The sequence below is a fragment of the Winogradskyella psychrotolerans genome (assembly GCF_018860545.1).
Classification (GTDB): domain Bacteria; phylum Bacteroidota; class Bacteroidia; order Flavobacteriales; family Flavobacteriaceae; genus Winogradskyella; species Winogradskyella psychrotolerans_A.
Window position 1 is genome coordinate 28,791 of the sequence record NZ_JAHKPN010000042.1, and the last position, 18,674, is coordinate 47,464.

The 18,674-nt window shown below is 33.5% G+C and carries 17 protein-coding genes; 10 read left to right on the forward strand and 7 right to left on the reverse strand.

Annotated features, from left to right (window positions below; genetic code table 11):
- Positions 1-2: 2 nt before the first annotated feature.
- From KO515_RS14195 to KO515_RS14205, 3 genes are all read right to left on the reverse strand, one after another.
- Positions 3-809, reverse strand: a complete 807-nt coding sequence (locus KO515_RS14195; protein ID WP_215937001.1) for a carboxypeptidase-like regulatory domain-containing protein — start codon at positions 807-809, stop codon at positions 3-5.
- A gap of 192 nt (positions 810-1,001) precedes the next feature.
- Positions 1,002-2,885: a DEAD/DEAH box helicase gene (locus tag KO515_RS14200; protein ID WP_215937002.1), complete on the reverse strand. Its 1,884-nt coding sequence runs from the start codon at positions 2,883-2,885 to the stop codon at positions 1,002-1,004.
- A gap of 297 nt (positions 2,886-3,182) precedes the next feature.
- On the reverse strand, positions 3,183-3,755 hold the full coding sequence (locus KO515_RS14205) for a non-canonical purine NTP diphosphatase (protein WP_215937003.1): 573 nt from the start codon (positions 3,753-3,755) through the stop codon (positions 3,183-3,185).
- A gap of 165 nt (positions 3,756-3,920) precedes the next feature.
- Here KO515_RS14205 and KO515_RS14210 point away from each other — a divergent pair, with 165 nt between their 5' ends.
- From KO515_RS14210 to hpf, 3 genes are all read left to right on the forward strand, one after another.
- A complete protein-coding gene (locus KO515_RS14210) occupies positions 3,921-4,805 on the forward strand; it encodes a DUF4421 family protein (RefSeq protein ID WP_252723883.1) in 885 nt (294 codons plus the stop codon).
- 72 nt (positions 4,806-4,877) lie between these two features.
- Positions 4,878-7,034, forward strand: a complete 2,157-nt coding sequence (locus KO515_RS14215) for a prolyl oligopeptidase family serine peptidase (protein WP_215937005.1) — start codon at positions 4,878-4,880, stop codon at positions 7,032-7,034.
- Between the two features lie 129 nt (positions 7,035-7,163).
- Positions 7,164-7,463 carry a ribosome hibernation-promoting factor, HPF/YfiA family gene (hpf, locus tag KO515_RS14220; RefSeq protein ID WP_215937006.1) on the forward strand — a complete coding sequence of 100 codons (300 nt, stop codon included), beginning with the start codon at positions 7,164-7,166 and terminating at the stop codon, positions 7,461-7,463.
- A 45-nt stretch (positions 7,464-7,508) separates the two neighbouring features.
- Here the strand turns inward: hpf and rlmH are convergent, their stop codons facing one another.
- A complete protein-coding gene (rlmH, locus tag KO515_RS14225; RefSeq protein ID WP_215937007.1) occupies positions 7,509-7,982 on the reverse strand; it encodes a 23S rRNA (pseudouridine(1915)-N(3))-methyltransferase RlmH in 474 nt (157 codons plus the stop codon).
- Between the two features lie 198 nt (positions 7,983-8,180).
- On the opposite strand from rlmH, the gene nadC reads away from it, so the two are divergent.
- Both nadC and KO515_RS14235 read left to right on the forward strand, forming a co-directional pair.
- Complete coding sequence (gene nadC / locus KO515_RS14230; RefSeq protein WP_215937008.1) at positions 8,181-9,038, forward strand: carboxylating nicotinate-nucleotide diphosphorylase; 858 nt, start codon at positions 8,181-8,183, stop codon at positions 9,036-9,038.
- A 74-nt stretch (positions 9,039-9,112) separates the two neighbouring features.
- Positions 9,113-10,102, forward strand: a complete 990-nt coding sequence (locus tag KO515_RS14235; RefSeq protein ID WP_215937009.1) for a YihY/virulence factor BrkB family protein — start codon at positions 9,113-9,115, stop codon at positions 10,100-10,102.
- On the opposite strand, the gene KO515_RS14240 is transcribed toward KO515_RS14235, so the two are convergent.
- Together KO515_RS14240 and KO515_RS14245 are read right to left on the reverse strand one after the other, a co-directional pair.
- On the reverse strand, positions 10,095-10,829 hold the full coding sequence (locus KO515_RS14240; RefSeq protein ID WP_215937010.1) for a LytR/AlgR family response regulator transcription factor: 735 nt from the start codon (positions 10,827-10,829) through the stop codon (positions 10,095-10,097). The genes KO515_RS14235 and KO515_RS14240 overlap by 8 nt on opposite strands.
- A 55-nt stretch (positions 10,830-10,884) precedes the next feature.
- Positions 10,885-12,663 (reverse strand): tetratricopeptide repeat-containing sensor histidine kinase, encoded by a 1,779-nt coding sequence (locus KO515_RS14245; protein WP_215937011.1) that lies wholly within the window; start codon positions 12,661-12,663, stop codon positions 10,885-10,887.
- 176 nt (positions 12,664-12,839) lie between these two features.
- On the opposite strand from KO515_RS14245, the gene KO515_RS14250 reads away from it, so the two are divergent.
- From KO515_RS14250 to priA, 5 genes are all read left to right on the forward strand, one after another.
- Complete coding sequence (locus tag KO515_RS14250; RefSeq protein ID WP_215937012.1) at positions 12,840-13,373, forward strand: hypothetical protein; 534 nt, start codon at positions 12,840-12,842, stop codon at positions 13,371-13,373.
- Positions 13,374-13,409: 36 nt separating this feature from the next.
- On the forward strand, positions 13,410-13,847 hold the full coding sequence (locus KO515_RS14255; protein WP_215937013.1) for a hypothetical protein: 438 nt from the start codon (positions 13,410-13,412) through the stop codon (positions 13,845-13,847).
- Positions 13,848-13,869: 22 nt separating this feature from the next.
- Positions 13,870-14,754 carry a tetratricopeptide repeat protein gene (locus KO515_RS14260; RefSeq protein WP_215937014.1) on the forward strand — a complete coding sequence of 295 codons (885 nt, stop codon included), beginning with the start codon at positions 13,870-13,872 and terminating at the stop codon, positions 14,752-14,754.
- A gap of 148 nt (positions 14,755-14,902) precedes the next feature.
- Positions 14,903-15,328 carry a DUF2147 domain-containing protein gene (locus KO515_RS14265; protein WP_215937015.1) on the forward strand — a complete coding sequence of 142 codons (426 nt, stop codon included), beginning with the start codon at positions 14,903-14,905 and terminating at the stop codon, positions 15,326-15,328.
- A complete protein-coding gene (priA, locus tag KO515_RS14270) occupies positions 15,328-17,781 on the forward strand; it encodes a replication restart helicase PriA (protein WP_215937016.1) in 2,454 nt (817 codons plus the stop codon). Before KO515_RS14265 ends, priA begins: the two co-directional genes overlap by 1 nt.
- A 170-nt stretch (positions 17,782-17,951) precedes the next feature.
- Here the strand turns inward: priA and KO515_RS14275 are convergent, their stop codons facing one another.
- Positions 17,952-18,647: a LytR/AlgR family response regulator transcription factor gene (locus tag KO515_RS14275; protein ID WP_092443855.1), complete on the reverse strand. Its 696-nt coding sequence runs from the start codon at positions 18,645-18,647 to the stop codon at positions 17,952-17,954.
- Positions 18,648-18,674 lie beyond the last annotated feature (27 nt).

The window sequence follows — 18,674 nt, forward strand, 5'->3', positions numbered from 1 at the left end:
ATTTATCCTTTTTTGCGATTCTTTCTCTCTTTACTGCTTTTGATCACTTTATATTCTTCGTAACAAACACTGATGGCGTCTAAAATTTGAAGATCATTGGCGGTATTTATAAAATCTTTAGAGTAATTGCATTGGTTCACTAATTCGTCTAAATCGTATTTGGTAACTTGTAGAAGTACTAATAGCATTTCTCTATCAAAACGCTTGGATAACTGACTTCTAATCTCGTCATCTTCCTTCATTTTCTTAAGCTTATGCATTTCGTTAGGCTTTCTACCAAACATGTTGTATAAGAAATCTGCAGGATTAAAAATAGCACCTAATACTCGGGATGCAAGGTTTGGTTTTCCAGCTTCATAACCCTGACCAGGTAAACCAGATATACGGTAACGGTTATTTGAGGTGATAGGAACTTGATTCATGTCTACCTTTAAATAACCTGTTAATTCTAATTGTTTTACAGTCACCTCTTCTAAGGCTAAGGCCAATTCGGTCATAGCAATTTCAGTATTACCAAATTTTAACCAATCATTAGTTACTCTAACTTTAATAGATTTATAACCTAAGTACGATAAATGTAAGGTATCATTGACTTTAGCTCGTATTTCAAAGACACCTTTATCGTCTGTAGCGGTTCCTACAACTTGATTAATATTTACAATATTTGCTTCGGCTAAAGGTAAATCAGTAGACGAGCTAACTAGAGTTCCTTTAACTTTTGTTGGTGTTTGAGTCGCTGTACTGTCTTGGCTATAGCTGTTAACTGAAGTTAGACAAATAATAAGTATAAGTAGATATCGCATGTACATAAGTTACGTTGTAAAGGTAATAAAGAAAACCGATTTACCATATTGCTCTTTTATATTTGACTTAATATTAACTTTTATTAGGCATTAGTAATGGCTTCGTGTGTATTCAAAAAAAATCCAAAACTTGAAATAAGGCTTCAAGTTTTGGATTTTAGTACTTTATATTTTGAAATTTACTTTGCTAGTTGCAGTTTAGTCACGACGTCTAGAACGTCTTGGTCTTTCTGAACCAAATCCACTAGATTCTGGTCTTCTATCTCCTCTGTCATTAGAACGTCTTTCGCTTCTGTTGTCGTCAGATCGTCTTCTGTCACTTCTGTTTCCAGAACCTCCACCTTCTGAGCGTCTGCCGCTAGAGCGTCTATCTCCTCTTGGTTTATCATCGCGTCTTCGACTTCCGCCACCAGAACGTCTATCGTTTCCACGACCTCTTCCGCCACTTCTACCACCACGACTTCGACCTTTATCTTCGCTTACTTCAACATTTACAAAACGTCCTTCATGTTTAAAGTCTGTGAAGAATGCTAATACTTTTTCTTGTAATCCTTTTTCGGTATTAAAGAATGAAAAACTATCTTTTACATCAACCTTAAAGACATCATCACGTCCTAATTCTAATTGTTCTTTTAAGAAATCTTTCAACTTCATCCAATCAAAACCATCTTTACTTCCAACGTTTATAAAATAGCGTGAATCGTTAGATTGTTTCCCGTAATCTCTTCCACCATCTCTATCCGAATCTCTTAAGTGTACCGTTCCTAAATCTCTCGATTTTTGATAATAATTAAAGAAACGATTGAATTCTACAGAGAAGAATTTTTTAATTAAATCTTCTTTATTTGTATCAGCAAATAACTCATTGATAGTCTCAATATGTTTATCAATTTCGTGATTGGTTTCAGTCTTATGAATTTTATTAGCTAGAGACATTAATTGGACTTCAACAATATCAGTACCAGAAGGAATTTCTTTCTGTTCAAACTGTTTTTTAATGATACGTTCAATACTTTTTATCTTTCTAACTTCACTCTTAGATACAATTACCATTGAGATACCAGTTTTTCCAGCACGTCCTGTTCTACCAGACCGGTGTGTGTAAATTTCAGCTTCGTCAGGTAATTGGTAATTTATAACGTGTGTAATATCATCAACATCAATACCACGAGCTGCAACATCTGTAGCAACTAACATTTGGATTTGTTTATTTCTAAAAGATTTCATCACCATATCACGTTGATTCTGACTTAAATCTCCGTGTAAAGCTCCTGCTGAATAGCCATCTTCAATTAAGTTTTCGGCTACTTTTTGAGTGTCTCTTTTTGTTCTACAGAAAATCACAGAAAATATATCTGGATTAGCATCTGCTAAACGTTTTAAAGCTTGGTAACGATCTCTAGCGTTTACTAAATAATATTCGTGAGAGACGTTATTAGTACTTTCGTTTTTATTTCCTACGGTAATTTCTGTAGGATTATCCATGAATTTCTTTGCAATTGTTGCCACTTCTTTTGGCATTGTTGCAGAGAATAACCATGTGTTTTTGTCTTCTGGAGTATGAGAAAGGATATCTGTAATATCTTCTTTAAAGCCCATATTTAGCATTTCATCGGCTTCATCTAAAACGCTGTATTGAATTTTTGAAATGTCAACCATTCTACGGTTAATCATATCTTTCATACGTCCCGGAGTAGCTACAATAATTTGTGCACCACGTTTAACTTCTCTTGCTTGATCAGAAATACTAGATCCCCCATAAATAGCTACAACATTTAAACCTTTACAATATTTACCATAAAGTTTAAGTTCGTTGGTGATTTGCAAACAAAGTTCGCGAGTAGGAGATAAGATAAGACCTTGTGTGGTTCTGCTATCAATATCTATTTTTTGCAACATCGGAAATCCGAAAGCTGCTGTTTTCCCTGTACCAGTTTGTGCCAAAGCGACTAAGTCTTTGTCATCTTCTTCTAATAAAAGTGGGATTGCTTTTGCTTGTACTTCACTTGGTTTTTCAAAACCTAAATCCGTAATAGCGCGTAAAAGGTCTTCATTAAGACCGAGTTCTTGAAATGTGCTCATTCTTGAGTATATGTATTCGATTATGTTCTGTTGGTGTTACAAGAGAAGCGAATCGACATACTAAACACTTAAACTTCTAGGTAACACATCCTCACTCTGAGGAATTTACAAAATCCTAATGTGGATTTTTTTGCAAGGTGCAAATGTATAACAATTTATTGAATAATCAATTGATGTTGTTTTTTCTTTAGTAATATGCACGCTTTTAGAAGATTGCGATTATTAAAACGATGTGTGAAGGGTAGCGTGTCTCAGTATTTTAAAACCACAAAATGAAAATTAAAGGTTTAATTTGTTTTAATTCTTTAAAAAATCAATCAATTGAGCTACTGCTTTTCCACGATGCCCAATTTTGTTTTTTTCTTCTAATGAAATTTCGGCAAATGTTTTGTCATAACCCTCAGCTTTAAACACAGGGTCGTAACCAAAACCACCTTCTCCATGTTTTTCGGTTGTAATGCTACCTTTACAAATTCCGGTGAAGGAATGAAGTTTTCCATTGAGGTGTAATGCAATGACCGTTTTAAATTGTGCCTTTCGGTTTGGTTTATTTTTAAGTGCTGTGAGTAATTTATTAGTGTTGTCTTCGGCATTTCGCTGTGGTCCTGCATAGCGTGCAGAATACACGCCTGGATCCCCGTTTAAAGCGGAAACCTCTAAACCTGTGTCATCTGCAAAACAATCGTAACCATAATGGTTTTTTAAGTATTCTGCTTTTTGTATCGCATTACCTACAATGGTTGGTTGGGCTTCTGGAATGTCTTCATTGCAGCCTATATCTTTTAATGACAAAAGTTCAATATGTTTTGGTAACATAGATTGAACTTCTTTTAGTTTGTTTAAGTTATTAGTTGCGAAAACAAGTTGCATATTATGATTTTATTTAATGTAATTTAGCTTTTGTAAAAATAGTAATCTAATTTAGTTTCATTTGTCAAAACAAATTAATTTAACATAACAACAATGGTGAAATCCTTTTTATTTTTAGTCTTTTGTTTTAGTTGCTTAACTCTAAGCGGCCAGGATTTGGATGATTTGGATTCATTGCTAGTGGATAGAGATATTGAAAATTATTCACTTCGTATATTTTCTAATTTTAAGGTGAATAAGTTTAGCATTTCGGATGATGAATCTAAATCTAAATTTGTACCTAATAACAGATATGGTTTAGGGCTTGGTTTTGCTAACAAAAAAATTATACTAGATATTGCCGTTAATATTAAAAACCCAAATAAAGAGAAAACATCTAGGTTTGATTTACAAGCCACAACTATCTTAAAGGATAAAAATTATGTAAAAATTTATACTCAGGTTTATAAAGGGTTTAATGCTAAGAATAATTTTGATGAGCCTACCGTATTTAGAGATGACATTAAGTCTGTAAGCGTTGGACTGAATTATATGTACATGTTAGATGATATAGAATTTTCCTATTCGCTTTTAAAAGCAGGTTTGGCGAATAAAAATCATGAAAACATTTTTGTTACTGCTGGTTTTGGTGTTTTTGGTAGTTTTGATTATTTCTCTGCAAAACCTAGCATATTATCAGAAATTACAAATCCGTTTAATGAGCAAGCGGATATCAAAAGGTATCAAGGCTTGTCTTTTGGGGTTATGGCAGGAGTCATATCTTTCTTTAAACTACCAGAGAATATTACTGCCACGGTTAATATTATGCCAGGTGTAGGTTTGGCAGATAAAAAAGTAACGTTACAAGATGGTGCTTATAAACCTTCTAATTTAATGCTTTATAAATTAGATTTTCTAATCGGTTTAAGCTATAATTTGAAACGTTATTATGTAAGTCTATCTTATAATAATGGTTTGTATAGTACAGATTTAGATTATGGAAATAATTACCTATTAAATCTTACTAAAGCCAAATTGGCCGTGGGTTATAAATTTGGAAATCGTAAATAAAGATATAGTTCAATTTATATTGTCATTCTTAAAACAGTTATTTTATATTAGCATACCAACAAAATAATATAAATGAAACTGTTTTTTTCTTTTGCCCTAATGTCGTGTGCTGTTTTTTGTAATTATGCACAGAAAAGCTTTAATTATCCCGAAACTCCTAAAGATACATTTGTAGATGTTTATTTCAATGATAACGTTGAGGACCCTTATCAATGGATGGAAAATCCAAATGATCCCAGATTGGAGGAATGGTTAGCGTCTCAGCAAAAACTTACAAATAAACAGCATAAAAAATATGTTAGTATGTGGACATTAAGATCACAATTGTCCACAATGTACAATAAAACAAAGGCTAAGAATAAAAAAACGTACCAAAAGGAAGCGGATAGTTTAAAGTCTAAATATCAATTTAAATATGTACGCACATCTTCAAAGCGTGCTTCAGACTTAATGTTTAGACGGCGTGGTGATAAGAATTATAAAAAATTAGTAAATCTTAAAGATTTCAGATTAGACAAAGATGATAATGTCAGTATTACCAATCGGTATATTAACGAGGAATATAATTTAGTAGGTATTGAATTTTCTCATAACGGGAGTGATTGGAGAGAAGTTTATTTTTTCGATTTGTTAACTGGTGAACGGCTTTCTGATAAATTAGAAAACTTAAGAGGGTATGGTTTAATTTGGGATAAACGCGATGTAATTTACAATACTTTTGAAAGGCCTTTAGAAGGTAGAGAACTATTAGATAAACCGAAAGGTCAAAAATTGTTTTATCATATCTTAGGGAATAAGCAGTCTGAAGATACTATGTTATATCAAAATCCAGATGTGACAGGGACCAATTCATTCTATTATTTTAAATTAGGAGATAAGGTGTTTTTTAAGCATTATTATACCGTCAGAGGCCAAACGGTTAAAGCATTATCGGTAGCTTTCATAAAACCAGATTCATTTTATTTATCTAATTTTTTATTATACCCAAATGCGGATAATATTTATGTTGAAATAGAAGAGTTACAAGAAGATACAGTGTATTTAAAAACCAATTGGCAAGCTGAAAATGGACGTGTATTAAAAGCAGATATTACGCAACTGAATAAAGTGTCGGAATTTATCCCTGAGTATGACTCTCGATTAATAGAAGTTAACAAATTAGGAAAGGGAAAAATGGCATGTATGTATGCTAATGAAGGAAAAAATTTAGCTATGATTTTTGACTTGGAAGGACAGTTGTTAAGAACTATTGATTTTCCTGAAGGTAAAAAAATACATGGACTTTATGAAAAAGAAGATAACGCCACACATACTAATTTTAGTGTGTCTTCATTTTTTCATCCAGAGCTTTGGTATCAATTATCACTCTCAGATTTGACCTTTAAACCAGCTCAAGTTTTAACTGTTCCTTATGATGCCGAAAGTTTAGAAACTCGGTATGTAAAATACACTTCTAAAGATGGTACAGAAGTGCCAATGTATATTACTTGTGCTAAGGACACTAAACTTGATGGTAATAACCCGACATTAATTTATGGTTATGGTGGTTATGGGACTACGGTGAGACCTTTCTTTGACGAATCTTCGACGCTTTGGCTGCTGCATGGCGGTATTTTAGCGGTACCAAATGTTAGAGGAGGAGGTGCTAATGGAACCGATTGGAGTCTTGATGGAAGACGGTTAAAAAAACAAAATACAATAGATGATTTTATAGGAGCTGCTGAGTTTTTAATTTCTGAAAACTATACGAATAGTGAAAAATTAGCAATCAATGGAACGTCTCATGGTGGCTTAGTGGTTGGAGCTGCCCTTACACAAAGACCAGAATTGTTTAAAGTAGCAATAGCAGAATCTGGACCTTATGATATGTTGCGATTTGAGCAATTTACAGTGGGTTCTGCAAACACCAATGTCAATGAGTTTGGTACGGTGACTGATGCTTTAGATTATGCAAATCTTAAGTCGTATTCTCCGCTACATAATATAAAGAAAGGTGTAAAGTATCCTAATGTTTTACTTATAGTTGGCAAGAATGATGATAGAGTACCTCCATTTCATTCTTATAAGTTTTTAGCCAATTTACAAGAAAAAGGAAGTGAAGAGTCTTTGTATGAAATTTATGTAGTAGAAGGAACAGGCCATGGTGGAGCTTTAAATGATTATGATTTTACTCAAAAAATCACACATAAGTATGCCTTTTTATTTAGCCAACTCGGTTTGAAAATTTAATAATATGTCCGTAAAAGAATTTAATAGAATTTTGAAATTTTAGCTCCAATTTATGATTTATATCAGTCAAAGAAGATACTAAATCTTGTATCTTAGTGAAAAGAATAATTCATTAAAACAAGATAGATTATGACGGTAAATTTTCAATATGTAAACATTGATGTAAGTGAAACACTTTCAGAATTAACAACAGAAAAATTAGAAAAATTAGCTAATAAATTCGAGTTTCTAATCTCGGCTCAAGTATATTTTAAGCATGATGAAAAAGACCATGAAACGGGTAAGATTTGCAATATAGAATTAAGCCTACCTGGACCACGGCTTTTTGCGACTTCAAATAAGAAGAATTACGAAATGGCAATGAATGAGACGATTAGCGATTTAACAAGACAACTTAAAAAACGAAAAGAAGTTTATAAAACACATTAATTGAAAGTAACGTTCCGACGTTTAGTACCAGAGGGTTTATAGTTTTTAGCGATGATGATAAGGTTCATTTCTAAGAATTGTAAACCCTCTGTACAATTGTTCAATGAAAAACAAGCGCACCATTTGATGCGAAAATGTCATTTTTGACAAGCCTAACTTGCCATTTGCTCTCGCGTAAACCGTATCCGAAAACCCATACGGACCACCAATTACAAAAATTAAAGTTTTAATACCCGAATTCATGTGTTTTTGTAAATAGCCAGAAAAGGCTACGGAATCGAGTTGTTTTCCATTTTCATCAAGTAAGATCAGGACATCAGAAGTTTGTGTTTTTGCTAAAATCAATTCACCTTCTTTATCTTTTTGCTGAGCTTCAGATAAATTCTTTACCTTTTTTAAATCCGGAATAATTTCAAAATCAAACTTTATATAAAAACCAAGGCGTTTTGAGTAATCTTCAATTAACGCAATTAAGTTTTTATTGTCGGTTTTGCCTATGGCTATGAGTTTTATTTGCATTGTAATGTCTGGTCGAGCGCAGTCGAGACCTAGTTAAATGACCTCTCGACTGCGCTCGAGGTGACAGAATTTGCTTAATTTAAATTCAAATTTAAGGATTTAAAAGTATTCAAAAAGTTTGGCTCCTTATAATTTGACATTTACTTTTTGATATTTTTAATCTTTCAATTCCTATTTTTACATCAAATATGTATTCAGATGATTTCAAAAGCACAATTCGATAAAGAAATAGAATTAATAATAGCTAACGCTATAAGAGAGGATGTTGGAGATGGTGACCATAGCTCTTTAGCATGTATTCCGGCGACAGCTCAAGGAAAAGCAAAATTATTGGTAAAAGATACTGGTGTTATTGCAGGCGTAGAATTTGCAAAACAAGTGTTTGCTTATGTTGATGCGAATATGAAAGTGGAAACTTTAATTGAAGATGGACAAAAAGTAAAGCATGGAGATATTGTGTTTTATGTTGAAGGGGCTTCACAATCGATTCTGAAAGCAGAACGCTTAGTATTAAACGCCATGCAGCGTATGAGTGCCATTGCGACTAAAACGAGAGAATTTGTCGATTTACTAGATGGTACAGGAACTAAAATATTAGATACGCGTAAAACCACACCAGGTATTAGAGCCCTTGAAAAATGGGCTGTAAAAATTGGAGGTGGAGAAAATCACAGATTTGCCTTGTATGACATGATTATGCTAAAAGATAATCACATCGATTTTGCAGGAGGTGTGGCTAAAGCTATAAATCTAACTAAGCAGTATTTAAAAGATACCAATAGAGATTTAAAAATTATCGTTGAAGCTAGAAATCTTGAAGAAATTAAAGAAATTTTGGACTGTGGTGGTGTTTACCGCATCCTTATCGATAACTTTAATTATGAAGATACGCGTAAAGCCGTAAAGCTAATAGGAGATCAATGTTTAACAGAATCTTCTGGAGGTATAAATGAAAACACACTAAGAAAATACGCAGAATGTGGTGTTGATTATATTTCTTCAGGCGCGTTAACGCATTCGGTTTATAATAAAGATTTAAGCTTGAAAGCTGTTTAGTTCTTAGATATAGTAATTAATCGGAAATAATAAAATGAGCTAAAGGCTAATAGCCAACTGCTAAAAGCTGAATAATGACGAAACCCATAGAAGATAAATTAAATAAGATTCCAGTTTTAAATATACTTGTGCGTTTTTTTAAACGGATTAAATTACCAGGATTTGAAGGTTTATCTATTTACGATCTGTTGGAGCTATACATCATGGGAATCGTAAATGGTGCTTTAACCACGAGAGCAAGTGCTATTGCGTTTAGCTTTTTTACAGCTATTTTTCCATTTTTATTATTTGTAATTATTGTAATTCCGTATATACCAATAGATGGTTTTAGAGCAGATTTTTTAGATTTTTTAAATTCAATTTTACCGCCCCAAACATCGGAGTTTTTTATAGATAGTATTTTTCAAGATATGAGTAGTAATACGAGTGGAGGTTTAATTTCTTCCATATTTTTACTCTCGGTGTTTTTAATGGCGAATGGTGTTAATGCTGTGTTTTCTGGTTTTGAAACCTCGTATCACAAGCAGCTTTATCGTAATGTTTTTAAGCAATATATGTATGCTATTGGTGTTGCTTTAATTCTTGCATTCCTGTTATTATTAACAGTTGCTGTATTTGGGTATTTTCAGATATATGTTATTCAACCTTTGTATGAAGGGATAAGTGGACATGCCATTACAGAAGAAGGTAAAGGTCTCGGCTGGATAATTTTTGCAAAATACTTATTCTTTGTTATTATGACTTATTTGGCAACCGCTACCTTGTATTATTTTGGAACTAAAGAGGGTAGGGCTTCTAAGTTCTTTTCCGTTGGTGCTCTACTTACCACCCTGTTAATTATGTTAACGTCCTTTTTATTTGGGATTTATATTGAAAACTTTTCAAAATACAATGAACTGTACGGTTCAATTGGAGCTTTATTGATTTTACTGCTGTACTTGTGGTTAAATTCTAATATTCTATTATTGGGTTACGAGCTGAATGCATCACTTCAGTTTTTGAGAAAACATCCAAGAGCTAGAAAGGAAATTAAGCAGAAAGAGGTTGAGGAATTGGTTAAATAAAGTGTTTTAAGAATTCATCCTTGCGTCTCACTGAAATTGGAACTTGCGCATCATTAGACATCAGTACATAACTCTGTTTTCCTTTGAAATATTTCTTAACATGATCTAGATTAATTAAATGGGATTTATGAGTTTTGAAGAATGCATTATCTGCTAGTAAATCTTCATAAAACTTAATAGGTTTAGATACCAATGTTTTGCCGTCTTGGGTGAAAATATGCGTGTAATTGGTATCCGCTTCTAAATGGATAATAGCATCAATCTTTAAGGTTTCAAAACCTGTTAACGATGGAATAGTAATCACTTTCTTCTGATCTGGTTTTAAGTTTTTAAATAAATTTTGAAGTTGCTGTTCCGTATTTCGCTGATTCAAATCGGCTTTCAAACGAATGAGAGCATCATTAAAATCATCAGAATCTATGGGTTTAAGTAAGTAGTCAAAAGCACTAAACTTGAAGGCTTTAATAGCGAAATTATCAAAGGCTGTGGTGAATATTATTTTGAAGTTTATGTTACCTAATTCCTGTAAAAACTCAAATCCGGTTTTATCATGAATCTTAATATCCAAATACACTAAATCAGGTTGTAATTTCGGAACCATTTTTACAGCATCCTCTACAGTGTCGATGATGGCCAGTACATTAAAGGTGTTAGGGTGTTGCTCTATTAGACTTAAAATACGGTCAGAGCAATGTTGTTCATCATCTATAATTATAGTTTTTATCATAGTTATTTCCCGAGAAAGCGGGAATCTTATTCTTAAAATTTAATTTGTTTAGATTCTAATACGCCAATTGCATAGGTAGTGAAACATCTATTCTGGTGCCTTCGGTTTTGTCTATAATTTCAACAGTACCATTAGTGTTCTTCAATTTATTAATAATTTCAATTCTACTTTTGGTTATGGCCATTCCCATAGATTTTTTGTGTTCTGAAGACGTCGCGTTTTCTCTGCCAACCCCATTGTCATCAACACTACAAATCAGCATATTGTTTTCAGCTTTAAATGAAATCTTAACAAGACCAAGTTCGTCTTTTTGTGATAAGCCATGAATAATGCTATTTTCAATAAACGGTTGAAGAATCATTGGCGGCACTAATATGTTTTCAGCATCTAATCCGGAGTCCACATCAATGGTGTAGTCAAATTTAGTGTTGAAGCGCTTACGTTCAATATCCATATAGGTTCTCAGTAGCGAAATATCGTCACTCAAAAGAATTTCCTTTTTCTCAGAATTTTCTAAAGTCAGTCGCATTAGTTTCGCAAATTTACTTAGGTAATCACTTGCCGATTGTGTGTCATTTTTTAAAATATAATCACCTATTGAATTTAAAGAATTAAAGATAAAATGCGGATTCATCTGCGAGCGTAATGCTTTTAGTTCCGTGTCAGAAACCTTAGCATTAAACTCAGCTTCCTTAGATTTTGACACAGCGTCTTGTTTTCTTCTATATAATACAAATCCTATTAATGAGGCTAATATGAGGCCAGAACCACCGATAATTGACGCATTTTTTATGGATTTTTGTCGTTCAATTTCTACTTCTGAAATCGCTCTATGTTTATCTGCTTCATATTGAATTTCTTTTCGAGATATTTCGAGTTTGCGGTCGGCATTAATCAAACTATCTCTTAGTACAATATGTTTTTGGTAGGAAAGTAAGGCGTTTTTATAATCTCCTCTTTGGGCATATACATTAGCCAACGTTTCTAAAGCACTGTTTTCTGTTGATAAACTATTTAAGGCTTCATTTAATTTTAAGCTGTTAGTCGCATAATATTCGGCTTTTTCAATATCATTATTTTGTAAATAGACTTCGGCGGCATTGGTGTAAGCGGTAACACGTAGGCCTTCAATATTGTGTTCTTCTATTAGATCTAAACTTTCAATAGTACTGGCTAATGCGTCGTCTAAAAAACCAGCGTTTGCTTGTACTATGCTTAAATTAGTCTTAATATTCGCAATGAATATAGTCTGATTATTTTGTACTGCACCTTCAAGTGCTTTTTTGTAATAGTAAATAGAAGAATCTAACTGTTTCTGGTCTCCATAGACATTCGCGATGTAAAATTCTGTACTGAACTTGCTTTTGTTTTCAGGGTTATCTAATAAGATTTTAAAACTTTTCAGGGCCTTCTCATAATCTTGTTGCTCATAATTGATGAGTCCGATATTGGTTAGTACTCCAAGTTCATATTTTTTGAATTTATGGTCTTTTTCAAAAACGTCATAACTCTTTTGGTAATAATTAAGGCCTTCTAAAGGGTCAGATAAAAAGTAATGATGTATAATCCCCAGGTTGTTGTAAGAAATGCCAATGCCTTTAGGGTATTGTAGTTGTTTAGAAAGGTCTAAAGTTTTATTGACATAAGTCGCCCATGTGGTATCAGCCGGCGTTAAAAACATTTTTCGCGCAACATACTTAATTCTTAAGTTAACGTAATTAGTGTCTTGTTCCTTGTAGTTCTGAATGATGTTTTCAAGTGAATCGAGCATTTTGTTCTGCGAAAAACAACATGTAGAAATAAGTAAAAAGACGGTGATAAGGGATCTTTTCATTGAGATAATTGGTTAATAGCTGGCTTAAAAATAGTAATTTATTGTCATAAACTAGCTACAAGTATGACGTTAATACATTCAAAGCCAACGTTTATAGGTTGGTTATGGTGATATGCAAATATTATTAAGTTCTTTAATTGGTATTCAACCTATGTAAATCAAAAAAATAAAACGATATGAAAATTAAATTCAACACATTTAAAATAGTTGTAATTGCATTATTAATGGTGGGTTGCTCTAATAGCGATGATAGTTCAGGTAGTAATTCGGTGTATGGCACTATACAATTATCGGGATCAGATACCTCTTCCCTTGGTAGCTCTCTAATTGTGGGTAATATTGATGCTGATGCTCTTGATACCACTGGAACATCGAGCTCTGTGGTTCTTTCAGATGAAAATACCATGTTTGTAAATGGCGAACCGGATGTAGGTGATTTTTTAAACGCTTTTATTATAGTGGCTGCAGAGTTTAGTACAGGCGATAGTACGGATGTACAAAAAGCGATTTCAATGACGATTCTTAAAGATGGAGAAGAATTTAGTTATGTATGCTCTACACCAGCAACAAGTTCTGCAGATAATACCGATTGTGGAACTGGTTTTAGTGTCGATAAAGTAGCGAAGCAAATCATATTTGATGATACTACAGTGATTAATGTGGATACAGGAACTATCTTAACTATGAATGGAACTATCGATTATAATTAAATTTTGCCTATTTCATTTTAATATAACTGAAAAATTATGAAAACAGTCAACACATTAATACCAATTGCCCGAGTAGCCATGTTAATTCTCTTTTTGCTTCCTGCACAAAGTTGGGCTCAAGAAAAGCGAATAAAGAAACCGAAACGAAAATCGAAAATTACAAGCGTGGATAATTTTGTGAATCATTCTTTTGAATTGTATCATAAAGTGTTTGTTTACGATAGTTTAATTAAGGCCGAAGTAGAGGTTCCGGTAGAAATTGAAGATGAATTAATGGAACGCGCAGAACGGGATGCAGATAGTCTTTGGCAAGAGGTGCCAGATATTGCAGAAGATATTAGTGACGCCCCCTTTATGAGGCAAGCAAAAGCGACGTTTAATTTAAATAGAACAAAGAATGCGCTGAAGTTTTGCATGACCGCTATAAAGACATATTTCATTGGAACTAATGAGGAAGATGAAGAAGATAATTAAACTTATATACAAAGCAGTTCTTATGAAACGAAGCATACTATATGTTGTTGCTATGTTTGGCTTTTGTACCATTAGTGCGCAATCGTATAAAAGCGGTTATAGAACAGATGTCTGTGCGTGTTTAGAGGACCAAAGCCTAAAGCGGTCACTTACAGTAAATACGTTAAATGGATGTTTACGGAAAATACTTCCTAAGTATGCCGACCTAATTGATGCGCAAATTGATGAACCCGATGTTCAAAAAAAATATTATAAAGGTCAAGTAGCTCGCAAGGATTTAATGGTAGCCATGTCGCATGAATTAGTTTATACTTGCGATGTGTATTTTCAGCATATCGATGATCGTAGAACAAGTAAAAAACTAATTGCACGAGAAAAGGCCAAAGCAAGTGAATTGGAAAGGTACAATCAAATGGTGGCTTTACAACCAAAGGCGATATCTTATTATATGAGGGCGCAGTTGCAGTTTAATTTAGGACATATTAAGGAAGCTGAAGCAGATTTGAATAAAAGTTTAGAGGTTAATCCTTATAAAGAAAGCGTAAAGCACACCAGATATGAGCGGTTATTGTTAGCTTGGGTGTATGAAGAGCAAGAAAAGTATAGTGCAGCAGTCGCAGTGTATGACAAAATATACATGGGAGATTTGGATTCAGAAGTGGCGATATTGCGAGCGCTAGCCAATAGAAAAGCAGGAGGTACTCTTACCAGTAATCCATTAGTGAAACAAGTAGAATCCGTAAGCAATACTAGCACAACAACACAACGAGAAACAACAAAAACGGATCAAAGCACAACAGTTATTGAAAAAAAGGCGAGTACGAATACAGCTAAAAATAGTACACTTAAAACTGAGAAGAAAAAAGATACGGCGTCGCTTCGTAAGTTGTTGAAAATAGGAGGTTAACTTATTTTAGTTCGGTGTTTAAAAAGCAATATTTTTAATCATATAACACTAGAAAATGTCTTAAGTTTTCAAAAACCATCTCTAATCGAGGTGGTTTTTTAAATTAAACCCATTACATTTGAGAAATAAATCTCTAAAAAAACAAACAATGATTAAAAACACTTTAGCATTTTTTATTTTGTTCACGGTGTTTTTTAATTTGCCAGCTCAGAGTATTTTAGGGAAGTGGAAAACTATAGATGATAATACAGGTGATGCGAAATCTATAGTTGAAATTTATGAAGAGGATGGTAAAATATATGGTAAAATCATTGCTGTCACTAATCCAGAAGTAGAATCTAGAACTTGTAATGATTGTAGTGGTGCTCACAAAGATCAACCCATTGTTGGTTTAGTCTTTATAGAAGGGTTAACAAAAAACGGAAAGGTTTATGACGGAGGCACCATACTCAATCCTGAAAATGGGACCACGTATAGATGCCGTCTTAAGCTTGAAGACGATCCTGACACCCTTCAGGTAAGAGGTTATCTGGCCTTTTTCTATAGGACGCAATATTGGAAACGTGTAAAATAATGTTACATTTTATAGACGTCATATTACCAATTCCGCTCCAAAAAGCGTTTACATATCATATTACTGAAGCTGAATCTCAATTCTTATCACCAGGAATGCGTGTTGCTGTACCTTTTGGTAAAAGTAAAGTGTATACGGCTTTAGTCTATAGCATTCATCAAAATCCTCCAACAGCCTACGATGCTAAAACCATTCATCAGATTTTAGATGACGCTCCTGTGATTACGGAAAGTCAATTGAAACATTGGGGATGGATTGCGGACTATTATATGTGTAGTCTAGGTGAAGTGATGCGTGCCGCTATGCCAAATGCATTTTTATTGGAAAGTGAAACAGTCATCTCTAAAAATGAAAACGTTGCTATTCAAGAATCTGAATTAAATGACGAGGAATTCTTAATCTATGAAGCATTACAGCACCAGTCATCATTAAAAATAAATGACGTTGTATCAATTTTAGATAAAAAACGCGTACTACCTATTATCAATGATTTGGTAAAGAAAGGAGTTATCAATTTACAAGAAGAACTTTACGAAAAATATACACCAAAATTGGTGCGTTATGTAAAGTTGCATCACAATCATAAGTCGCAAGAAAAATTACAAGAGTTATTAAATGAATTAAGTAGAGCACCTAAGCAGCGTGAAGTCGTTCTAACGCTTTTTACAATGGAAGCATCACTTAAACAGCCTATTAAGGTTTCAGATCTATCAGAACGAAGTAGTTCTTCAACAAGTATCATTAAAACATTAATTGATAAACAAATATTAGAAGAGTATCACATTCAAGTCGACCGTATTCAATTTGATGGTGAGGGAGATGCCGATGCGAAACGCTTAAGTGAAGCGCAACAACAAGCTTACGATGAAGTTGAAGATATATTCAAAGAAAAATCAGTAGCCTTATTACACGGAGTGACGTCTTCAGGTAAAACTGAGATTTATGTGCAGCTCATTCAAAAACAATTAGACGAAGGGAAACAAGTCTTGTATTTACTACCAGAGATTGCGTTAACCACGCAATTGGTTAACCGACTTCAAGATTATTTTGGAGATAAGGTGGCTGTTTTTCATTCCAGATATTCAGGAAATGAACGAGTAGAAGTGTGGAGAAACATGCTCACCAATTCTGAAAAAGCGCAAGTGGTTATTGGAGCACGATCATCATTATTATTACCATTTCATAATTTGGGATTAATCATTGTAGATGAAGAACATGAATCATCCTACAAACAATTCGATCCAGCTCCACGCTACCATGCAAGAGATGCTGCAATTGTACTAGCAAATCTCTTCAAAGCTAAAACCCTTTTGGGATCAGCAACACCAAGTTTAGAATCTTACTTTAATGCGAGCCAAGGAAAATACGGTTTGGTAGAATTAAACACGCGCTATAATAATGTGCTAATGCCAGATATTGAACTTGTAGATTTAGCAGATAAGTATAAACGGAAACGCATGAAAGGTCATTTTAGTGACCGATTAATTGAAGAAATGACAGAAACTTTAGAGGAAGGGTTTCAGATAATATTGTTTCAAAATAGAAGAGGATTTTCGCCAATTATAGAATGTACGACGTGCGGAACATCACCACAATGTCCTAATTGCGATGTAAGTTTAACCTATCATCAATACAGAGATCAGTTGCGTTGTCATTATTGTGGGTACAATTCTGCGATGCAAAAAAGTTGTCAAGGTTGTGGAAATGCAACGTTAGATACTAAAGGTTTTGGAACAGAGCAAATAGAAGAAGAAGTAAAAGTGTTATTTCCTGAAAAGAAAGTAGCGCGTATGGATTTAGATACCACGCGAGGAAAATATGGTTTTGAGAAAATTATAAATAGCTTTGAACAGCGTGAAGTCGATATTTTAGTCGGCACACAAATGCTAACTAAAGGTCTCGATTTTAGATATGTAAAGTTAGTTGGTATTATGAATGCAGATAACTTGCTCAATTTTCCCGATTTTAGAGCGCATGAGCGTAGTTATCAGTTAATGGCTCAGGTATCAGGTAGAGCAGGACGTACCGATTTGAGGGGGAAAGTATTAATACAGACTTACAATCCACATCATAACATTTTACAACAAGTATCTACAAATGCTTATAAGGAAATGTACGCTGAGCAGATGAATGAGCGGTACAATTATAAATACCCACCAATTTACAGATTGATCAAAATTACATTTAAGCATAAAGATTATAATCGTGTGGATATGGCAGCAGATTGGTACGCTAAATCTTTAAAACAATTATTTAAACATAATGTTTTGGGTCCAGAATTTCCACCTGTATCAAGAATTCGGAATTTGTATCACAAAAATATCTTAGTTAAAATTCCACACAAGCAATCTTTAGTAAAAACTAAAGAAGCGATAAAGAAAATTGATAATAGTTTTAATGCCGTAAAAGATTTTAGACCGGTTCGTGTGGTGATTAATGTAGATAATTACTAAGACCGAGCAGGTTTTTAAATAAAACGAATCACACTAAATTAATTTTAGGGAGCTTGACTAGTATTGTCCCTTTGAGCAGACTTTAGGGTGTGAAATCAAAAAATCCTAAGCTTATGCTCAGGATTTTTTAAAATTATAATGTAATGCTTTTAATGTAAATGTATTTGGGGTTACATATTATTTAAAGCATCTACTAATTGGGTCTTTTTATTTCGACTCAAAGGAATCTCATAAGCGCCAACTTCAACATTTTTACTGTTAAATCTGTCAATTTTATCGAGATTCACAATATAAGATTTGTGAATTCTTAAGAATTTACCTTCGGGCAATTCACTTTCAAACGCTTTCATTGTAGATAATACAACTAAGCTGTTTTCTTCTGTTACTACTTTAACATAGTCTCCAAGGGCTTCAATCCATTTAATATCCTTAATGTAAACTTTACGTTTTTTAAGATTACTTTTTACGAATATATGCTCACCATCAGTTTCGTTAAAATCTAGTTTTAATTTATGCTGCTCTATCGCTTTTTCTACAGCAGTATTAAAACGTTCTTTAGTAATCGGTTTCTGAAGGTAATCGGTGGCATCGTAATTAAATGCTTTAAAAGCATACTCGGTTTTGCCGGTAACAAAAATAATTTGGGGTTTGTTGTTGAGCACATCTAGCAACTCAAAACCGTTTAATACAGGCATCTCTATATCTAAGAAGATAAGATCTACTTTATGTGTATTAAGACCGTTTTTCGTTTCTAACGCACTGCTGTACTCCGCAATAAGGTTAAGTGAGGAATGATTCTCAATTAACTTTACTATAGAGAGGCGTTGAATCGCAGAATCATCAACAACTACACAGTTTAAAGTCATAACATTATTAATTTTAGGTTAAGATAT